At 40.2% G+C, this 8,420-nt stretch carries 11 protein-coding genes and 1 pseudogene; 8 read left to right on the plus strand and 4 right to left on the minus strand.

The window, feature by feature from the left end; translation table 11 throughout:
- Window positions 1-605: pseudogene (locus tag H6F92_RS03270) on the minus strand (transposase); the annotation flags it as partial.
- Between the two features lie 305 nt (window positions 606-910).
- Here H6F92_RS03270 and H6F92_RS03275 point away from each other — a divergent pair.
- The 4 genes from H6F92_RS03275 (at window position 911) to H6F92_RS03290 (ending at window position 3,868) form a co-directional block, all read left to right on the plus strand.
- Window positions 911-1,054 (plus strand): hypothetical protein, encoded by a 144-nt coding sequence (locus H6F92_RS03275; RefSeq protein ID WP_242029979.1) that lies wholly within the window; start codon window positions 911-913, stop codon window positions 1,052-1,054.
- A gap of 427 nt (window positions 1,055-1,481) precedes the next feature.
- Window positions 1,482-1,763: an ISAzo13-like element transposase-related protein gene (locus H6F92_RS26475; RefSeq protein ID WP_272083183.1), complete on the plus strand. Its 282-nt coding sequence runs from the start codon at window positions 1,482-1,484 to the stop codon at window positions 1,761-1,763.
- Entirely contained in the window at window positions 1,699-1,980 is a 282-nt protein-coding gene (locus H6F92_RS26480) for an ISAzo13-like element transposase-related protein (protein WP_190356774.1), read from the plus strand. The genes H6F92_RS26475 and H6F92_RS26480 overlap by 65 nt, the downstream gene beginning before the upstream one ends.
- A 316-nt stretch (window positions 1,981-2,296) precedes the next feature.
- The gene (locus H6F92_RS03290; protein ID WP_190356775.1) at window positions 2,297-3,868 is read left to right on the plus strand and encodes a hypothetical protein; all 1,572 of its coding nucleotides are present in this window, start codon (window positions 2,297-2,299) and stop codon (window positions 3,866-3,868) included.
- A 204-nt stretch (window positions 3,869-4,072) separates the two neighbouring features.
- On the opposite strand, the gene H6F92_RS03295 is transcribed toward H6F92_RS03290, so the two are convergent.
- The gene (locus H6F92_RS03295) at window positions 4,073-4,525 is read right to left on the minus strand and encodes an SRPBCC family protein (protein WP_190356776.1); all 453 of its coding nucleotides are present in this window, start codon (window positions 4,523-4,525) and stop codon (window positions 4,073-4,075) included.
- Window positions 4,526-4,629: 104 nt separating this feature from the next.
- Between H6F92_RS03295 and H6F92_RS03300 the strand changes: the two genes are divergently transcribed.
- From H6F92_RS03300 to H6F92_RS03310, 3 genes are all read left to right on the plus strand, one after another.
- Window positions 4,630-4,992 carry a cupin domain-containing protein gene (locus H6F92_RS03300; protein ID WP_190356777.1) on the plus strand — a complete coding sequence of 121 codons (363 nt, stop codon included), beginning with the start codon at window positions 4,630-4,632 and terminating at the stop codon, window positions 4,990-4,992.
- 5 nt (window positions 4,993-4,997) lie between these two features.
- The gene (locus H6F92_RS03305; protein WP_190356778.1) at window positions 4,998-5,843 is read left to right on the plus strand and encodes a prephenate/arogenate dehydrogenase; all 846 of its coding nucleotides are present in this window, start codon (window positions 4,998-5,000) and stop codon (window positions 5,841-5,843) included.
- A gap of 70 nt (window positions 5,844-5,913) precedes the next feature.
- Entirely contained in the window at window positions 5,914-6,372 is a 459-nt protein-coding gene (locus H6F92_RS03310; RefSeq protein WP_190356779.1) for a nitrate reductase associated protein, read from the plus strand.
- Window positions 6,373-6,650: 278 nt separating this feature from the next.
- On the opposite strand, the gene H6F92_RS03315 is transcribed toward H6F92_RS03310, so the two are convergent.
- Complete coding sequence (locus H6F92_RS03315) at window positions 6,651-6,842, minus strand: DUF2949 domain-containing protein (RefSeq protein ID WP_002738067.1); 192 nt, start codon at window positions 6,840-6,842, stop codon at window positions 6,651-6,653.
- Between the two features lie 271 nt (window positions 6,843-7,113).
- Here H6F92_RS03315 and H6F92_RS03320 point away from each other — a divergent pair, with 271 nt between their 5' ends.
- On the plus strand, window positions 7,114-8,070 hold the full coding sequence (locus tag H6F92_RS03320) for a glycosyltransferase (RefSeq protein ID WP_190356780.1): 957 nt from the start codon (window positions 7,114-7,116) through the stop codon (window positions 8,068-8,070).
- Between the two features lie 68 nt (window positions 8,071-8,138).
- Here H6F92_RS03320 and H6F92_RS03325 read toward each other — a convergent pair.
- Window positions 8,139-8,420 (minus strand): GDP-mannose 4,6-dehydratase (locus H6F92_RS03325; protein WP_190356781.1); only part of this gene is annotated, 282 nt, incomplete at its 5' end.

An 8,420-nucleotide genomic window follows, 5' to 3' on the forward strand; every position in this document is an offset into this window, starting at 1 on the left:
AGGCGCATAACACACTCCTTTATAATAAGTATTGAAAAATGCACCTTCTTGATTTCCATGCACTTGGTCATCGGTGACATCCATGTCTAAAATAATTTGTTTCGGTGGCTTTTTGTAGGATTCTAGAAAGATGTCCACAAAAGCTTTTTCAATTTCTTTGGGGTTATGTTCGATTTTATGGTAGCGACTTTTTTCTGGCTCTATGATTGTTTCTGGACAATATTCTAGTCGATTAATTGTACTTTGTCCCGCTAAACCTACTTGGTTTGAGTCAATAAAATTCAATTTTTTTAGAGCAATTGCCAAAGCAGGGTCATGGTGTAATTTATCATGGTCATTGACATCTTCATAACCTAAAGTGATTCCATAAATTCTTGCCGCAAGTAATTGATGAACTGAATAATCTATGTAAGATAAATTTCGATGGTCTTGAAAGCCTTCGGCGAATCTAGCTGTAATTTTCAGCTTTTCGTCTAACTCTGCTATCAACACATGACCGCATCTGAGGTGATTATACCTCCATCAAAATTAGCGATTAATTCTTTTCCTTTAAGTTTTCCAAGGTTGAGTTGCTGGCTGATTTTTAGTCGAGAAGTAGGAGTCATAAACTGGTCTATTTAGATAATTTTTGTAATTAAATTATAGGAGATTTTATGTTTTTTTAAACTTATAATTTTTAATCAAACAATTAATTATCCTAAAAAAATGTTAATTAATTGCTTCTTTTTCCTAACGTCTAATTGACAATGATTTTAAGTCTTGGAAGGTCAACACACTGTCGTTTGTGCTTCGAGGCGAGCGCTCTGTTCAAACCCTCATTCTGTAAAGCTTCTGGGGTTGGTGATCGCACTTTTTCTGAGAAATACGGGAATTGCCCTCTCGTCAAACCATTGGAGATATTTTGAATCGAATGGGCTATAGTTTAAAAAAAACAAAAAAAATAAAACCGCTCAAAAAAATCCCAGAAACCGAGGCAATTTTAGCCAACGTAGCTCAAGCCAATCAAGCCGCTGACAACCAGACTAAATCTTTGAGAATTTCCTTGGATAAGTAGGGAGGCACAATTATTTGTAGGATGGGTTAGCGGTAGCGTAACATAATCGGGCGTTGGGTTTCATGCTTCAACTGTTCGGACCTCGGCGTGAGCTTTTGTCGAACGCAAAAGCTCACGGCCGAAGCCCAACCTACGTTCATCTTATATTTAATTCCACCCACCTACTTAGCAAAGCTAAAGTTAAGATAGGAAAGGAAGCATCTCACTTATGCAAGTGAGTAATTATGCTTGTCGCTAAAACTTGCTTCTGGTAAGGCTTTCAAAATAGCTTGACATAAAACTTAATTTAGGAGTTACAAAGGTGAGATGCTCCCAGGAAGATAGGAAGATAGGAAATTTGTCTCGTGAGGGGAAAGCCCGCTATCTCGAGCCATTAAAAGCTGATGATCTCGCGTAGCGAGCGCTTTGCGTTCATGATAGGGAATGGATGGCTGTTTTAGTCCCTTTAGGAATTCTAGATGTGAGTGGAGAACGCCTGTCAATTTATTTCGGTCAATCGGCTGAAACCTCAGATTTTGTAGTAGATTGTTTAGAGTGGTGGTGGCAAGAAAATCAAGCAATCTATCCAGGGTTAGAAGAATTAGTCATTGATTTAGACACCAGGAGCAGCCACTCGCAGCAACCGCAGCCAATTTATCAAAAGAATGGTAGCTTTGCCCGAAAAACGCAGTGGCAAATACGGCTCATCTACTACCCGCAAATGCCATAGTAAATATAATCCCATTGAACGGTGTTGGGCAGTCTTAGAGAACTATTGGAATGGGGCAATTTTAGGTTCAATTGATGCGGCTCTTAATTGGGCTTCTAACATGACTTGGAAGGGCATAAAGCCTCTAGTAAATTTGGTAGAAGGAACTTATGAAAAAGGGGTGAAGGTTTTGACCAAAGAATTAGAACAATTGCCACCTTTCAACGCAGCGTTCTGAAACTTTGCCCAAATGGGATGTGACGGTTCTGCCCTCCTAGCTGGCATCTTATTTTTACGCAAGTCCCTTACCTAGTTTATTGCTAAACAGGCTCTTAAATCTTCTAGCAGTTATCTTAATGGTGAGGTACGAGGTTTTCCTTTTGGGGAGTCGGCCGTCGGCCGGCGATGCCAAATCAGGTTATACTTCATCTTGATCGGCAAAGCTAAATTCTAACCGAATAGGACTAGAAATTCGTGCTACCATGGGAAGATAAATATTCGGGGATACGGCCACGAAGCTACCAGAAAATTTTAGGATAAAAATACCGACACTTATGGGGAAATCAATCAATAAAGTCCGAGGAACGGCACTGATTTTAGGGATTCTAGCGATCGCCTTTGCCTTTTTCACGAGGATTGTCAGTATTTTTGAATACGTTACCTTCGATATCGGACCCGATCCCGATCAGATTAGCGGTGGTTACTTTTGGATGGATATGTGGAAGGGAAACTTTCCTCAATTGGGACCTGCGGGTGGGGGTGGAAAATATGGATTCGTAATTCCTCCCCTCTATGGTTATTTAGCATTTCCTTTGACAATTTTCGGTGCCGATCCCGAATTTCAAGTCCTTACCAATGGCCTATTTTCTTTTCTATCGATTCCCCTCTTAATCTACTTTGTTTATCAACTTTTAGAAAATGTAGAACAAGATAAACGTCTTCTCCTGTCCAGTTTAGCAGGATTTTGGTATAGCACGATTTATGCGGACTATTTCATTAATAATTTTTCCTGGGCCCCTAGCCCAATACCCTTTTTCCTGCTCGTTTTTGCTTTACTCTATCGGTTCCAGATGGAAACGACTAAGCCGCTGCTCTATCAGGCTATAGCTTGGATATTCTTCGGGATTACCGTCGCTATATTGGTGAGTTTACACACCACCACGATGTTAATTATTCCAGGGACTTCTGTTATCGCCTGTCTATGGTTTGTTTATCGAAATCGCAAGAATACTATTAAATGTCTTTTGCCTTTTCTATCGATTCTCTCGGCGAATCTCGCCTTAATTATGTATTGGCACAGTGAGATAGTTGGGAGATTTGCCAATACGAGGGGAATCGTGAGAGCGCTCACGGAGAAGGGGGCGAGCGCTGAACCATCGAGCAATCTGTTCACTCGTCTATTTAAAGCAATTTGGGAAACGGTTTATCTGGGCAATCAAGTATTTTTTTTGAATGACAATATATCGATTTTTAATGTCGTAGTTTCGGCTATTTTTTTCGGGATTTCTCTATATATAGTCATCAAAAAATATCGAGGCAATAAAACATTGATCGGCTTTTTTGCGATCACTTGGATAATTTTTCTCTACGCTTCCTCTAATTATCCTGATGAGCATTTTTATTCCCATCGTAAAATCTTACTCTGGTTTGCTCCTATTTTTTTGGGTATCGCTAGTCTTGCCTATCTAAACTTGACTAAGACTTTCCACAGGATACTCGCCCTAGTTCTAGCAATTATCATCGGCTATTCTATCGCAACTAATCTCTATTTCAATCAACGTTATCTTGCTAGTAAATACGGTTCCGAAAGACTCCTATCCGTGGCCGATACAGTGGAAATTATCAATCAGATTCCGGCTGGTTCAACCCTTTGTGATCCGGCCAAGAAAGGCAAAAGAAAAGAGCATGGTCAGTACGATTATATCGATACCTTTATGACCAAAAGAGAGCTAACGATCACCAATGCCTGCCCATCGGGTAGTTATTACATACAGCCGAAATTTAAAATGGCTATGCAAATGAACGATTTATTTCCAATTTTTACCCTCGTCAAAACTCCCCCTCTCGATCGCCCGATGACTTCCCTTCTAGAAACCCCGGAAGCCTATCTCTATAAAATCGAGTAGAAATACCTCAACCGTGATAGCGGAATTTGCTCGGGATATTCTTGCGAAGTTTTCGTTTTGGGGAGTCGGTCGTCAGCAATAAGCTGTACTGCATTTGAACTGGGTATGGGAATTTTCGTACAAATGCTCAGACCGACTCTCCCTGCTCATAGACAGTCTTAACGAGCAATTTAGCTAGTCAAAAGCTTATTACCGGTGATTACCTCACCTTGGCGGCGTATTATTGACAATATTGAGCGCATAAAGGCGAAAACGCTCTAGATCAGCTTGCAGGGTTGATTCCACCACTCGACCGAGGAAAAGATTATCCATCAATTTTCCTAACCAACCGGGTATAGCATAGGCTGCTGTCAGTCGCACAATACTCCTACCATGACGATCATAGAAACGAATTGCCCCGCGGTTAGGCAACCCGTCCACGGATTCCCATTGAATTATCTGATGGGGGACAATTTTCAGTATCCGTGACAACCAAGTAAATTCTAGACCACCACTGGCTAACTTCCAACGGGAAAGCTCTGGCTCCTCCTCGAGAATTTTCACCGATTCGATCCATTTCATCCACTGGGGCATTTGTTCTAAATCTGACCAGAGCTCCCAAACCAGATCGATCGGCGCGTCCACTTCTACCTGTACACTATGTTCTAACCAAGTCATTCGTTAATTCTGGCGATGCTGAATATTTCTATGATAACGGCTATTAGTCTTTAGCTTTTCACTCAATGATAAAATAAAAACAATCTTCCAGGTTTAATTTTACTATGTTAATCAGAAAACTGCTCGAATGTCAGGAATTCATCGCCGGTGATCATACCCGATTGCGTGAGTTATTGCATCCCAATAAACAGCCGTTAAATCTACGTTATAGTTTAGCCCACGCGCGGGTGGATGTGGGGGAAACTTCTACTCTCCACGCTTTAAAAACTGCGGAAGTTTATTATATTCTGCAAGGACAAGGGGAAATGCACATCGATGAGGAAGTGCAATTAGTGACTGTCGGTGCCGCCATTTATATACCTCCTCTAGCTAAACAATATATTCATAATTGTGGAGAGGAACCCTTAGTTTTCTTGTGCATTGTCGATCCTGCTTGGCGAGTAGAAGACGAAATTATCTTTGAGTAAAACTAATGAATATTGGCATTATTGGACTGGGTTTAATTGGTGGTTCCTTGGGGTTAGATTTTCGATCGCACGGTTATAAGGTTTTGGGAGTTTCCCGTCAACAATCCACCTGTGATATCGCTGTACAAAAAGGAGTGGTAGACGAATCTAGCACCAGTTTAGAATTATTAGCTACTGCCGATTTAATCTTTATTTGTACTCCCATACATTTAATTGTGCCAACTTTAGAAAAATTAACTCCCTATTTAAAAACCCAAACCATTGTCACCGATGTGGGATCAGTTAAAGGGGCAATTGTGGTCAATTGTAGTCGATTATGGCCGAATTTTGTCGGTAGTCATCCTATGGCTGGGACAGCCGAACAGGGAATTAATGCAGCACAATTTGGTTTATTTGTCAATGCCCCATATCTGATTACTACCCTTGAATCTACTCCTAATTTTGCCGTGGAAATCTTAACCGAAATAGTACAAAAATTAGGCTGTCAAATTTATTATTCTTCTCCCGAAGAACACGATCAAGCCGTGGCATGGATTTCCCATCTGCCAGTAATGATTAGTACCAGTTTAATCCAAGCTTGTGCGAAAGAACAAGATCTGAATATTCGCCAATTAGCGGAAAATTTAGCTAGTTCTGGTTTTCGCGATACCAGTCGCGTCGGTGCTGGCAATCCCGAATTAGGTTTAATGATGGCTAAATACAATCGTCAAGCTTTATTGATATCCTTGGCGAATTATCGGCAAAATCTTGAGCAAATTATTGACTATATTGCAGGAGAAAAATGGCAGGAACTAGAGGAAATTCTCGTTTCTAGTCATCAATATCGAGCCAATTTTATTCAATCAAAATAACATTTGGCCACCAGCAATTATACCCCAGCGCTGTATTATAGATTTATCCTCAGTCAACCAATGCAATAATATGAACACCTTTTTTGACTTTGAATCCGAATTTGTTGACTCCTTACGTTGCCTACCGATGGCCGTGAGAATGAAACTAGATACCTGTGGAGTTAAATTAAAATTATCCCATTGGATGCAGTTGAGTCAACCAGAAAGAATGGTATTAGTTAATATGGCTTGTACGACGGCAGCAGAAGCCAAAATCTATCGAGATTTTCTGCAAAAATTAATCGCCGAAAAAACTGGTAATCCCCCGGAAGAACTAGCAATAGATCCCCATCCCGCTTGGCTAGATGATAGCCAGATTCCCGATACAGTCCTAGAAAAAGCCAAAGAATTCCAGATCGAAATTAGCTTAGAACAATGGCAAAAATTGCCACCATCCCAACGTTTTGCCCTGATTAAACTCAGTCGTCCCGGTCACGAAAATCTCAACTTCTATCCGGCCCTCAAAGAGTTCCATATAGTCGATGCCTAACTCAAGAACTTATGCTATATTAAGTCTGTTTCTAAGCTAAGACGCATTTAAACCGCTTATTCTTAAATTAGCCGAACCTCCCCCAATCCGTTTACTGTTGCCTCTTGCCTCGTCTCAACAAGCAATTTAAATTACGAACAGCTTACCTTACTATCATGACAAGCAAAAAGGCAAGCAAGGGGTATAAAATTAAATAAAACTGAATAAATTGCAGTAACTTGCTGCTCTCTTAATAAAAATGATAATTAATGAACCTATTCTTGGAAAATAATTATTAATTATACAGTTTCCATCCAGTCAAAAACTTGATTCAATTGCGACAAATCGATTAAACCGTACTGCCATAAAACCATCGGCAAAGAACCCACCGATGCTTCACAGAGACGCACAGCCATATCGAGGGAACGGGGGGAAATTGCTAATTTCTCCAAGAGGAAAGTGCGGAGTTGTTTTTGTTGATGAGCTTCCATGATTAAAGATCATTTGTAATGATAATCGGATTATTGAATAACTTATCCTCTATTAAAAAGAGATGCTTCCCTCACGGGGATCACCCAATTGGGTGATTTTGTCCACCAATCGCAATAATTTCAGAATTTATCCAGAATATGTCCTACTATCCCGAAATTGCTAGTGGGGATATCAACACTTCCTTTAAGTAGAAAAACAAGAAAAGGGAGCTTTTGGGATAAGCTATTGATAACCTCTAGTTTTTGATCAAGTAGGAGAGAATTGCCCCCAATGAGTCATGCTCCTCAAGTTTCCGTGATTATTCCTTGCTATAATCAAGGTCGCTATCTTGATGATGCGATCGCATCCGTTTTAGTGCAAACATACCAAAACTTTGAAATCCTCGTCATTGATGATGGCTCCACAGAACCAGAAACCATGGAAATTTTACAAGATTATCAACAGCCAAAAACTAGGATCATCCGCACAGAAAATCAAGGGGTTGCCACAGCGAGAAATCTAGGAATTGGCCAAGGGCAAGGAACCTATATTCTTCCCCTTGATGCCGATGATAAAATTGCCGATTCCTATCTAGAAAAAGCGGTTACTTTGCTAGAAAGTAATGAGCAATTAGGTATAGTTTATTGCGAAGCGGAGTATTTTGGCGATAGACAAGGAACTTGGTCGCTGCCTGAGTATAAATTTCCCGATATATTAGTAGATAATATGATATTTTGCTCTGGTTTGTTTCGGAAATCCGATTGGGAAACTGTGGGCGGCTATAATACTAATTTAATTTATGGTTGGGAAGATCACGATTTCTGGCTATCTCTGATCGAATTAGGTCGAGAAGTCTATCGTATCCCAGAAGTGTTATTTTTCTATCGACAAAAAGCTGATTCTATGAGTCGCTCAATGACCGCAGAACACTATATTTATTCCTATACGCAGCTTTTCTATAATCATCCCCAACTTTACTCCCAAAATATCCAAGCCATTTTTGCCGCTTTAGTCACCTTAAAAGTCGATATATTCGCTCAGTTGGAACAGGCTAGAGAACGAATTAAACAATTAGAAATTCATGAACAAGAATTGCAACAAGAATTGCAAAAAACCCAATTGGATTATCGAGAAGCTGACAGTAAAATAGCCGCAATGGAAAAAAGTAAATTCTGGCAAATGAGAAGGGCTTGGATTAAAATGCAAAAATTGCTAGGTTTGCTGGAAAAAGACCCTATTTATTCCTAAAAGTCAGGTAAAAATGGCGATGGATCAAGACGGGGGATGGGTTGCGCTTCCCTAACCCACCCGACTTTTTAATCGACGGCAATTAAGGAACGATTGCGAAGATAAGCCAAATCTTTTAATAACTGTTGGCTATCACCACCATTATTAAGATTAATCCCCAAAGCCGCTAAATCCGCATCTACCATTAATTTTACCAGTCCCTCGAATGTCACCGACGGCTGCCAACCTAATTTCTCTCTGGCTTTTGTGGAATCTCCTATTAATAAATCCACTTCCGCTGGACGCAAATAACGTTGATCAAACTCCACATAATCCTGCCAATTTAAATTAACGTATTGGAAAGAAATATC

This window comes from Microcystis wesenbergii FACHB-1317 (assembly GCF_014696875.1).
GTDB classification, from domain to species: Bacteria; Cyanobacteriota; Cyanobacteriia; order Cyanobacteriales; family Microcystaceae; genus Microcystis; species Microcystis wesenbergii_A.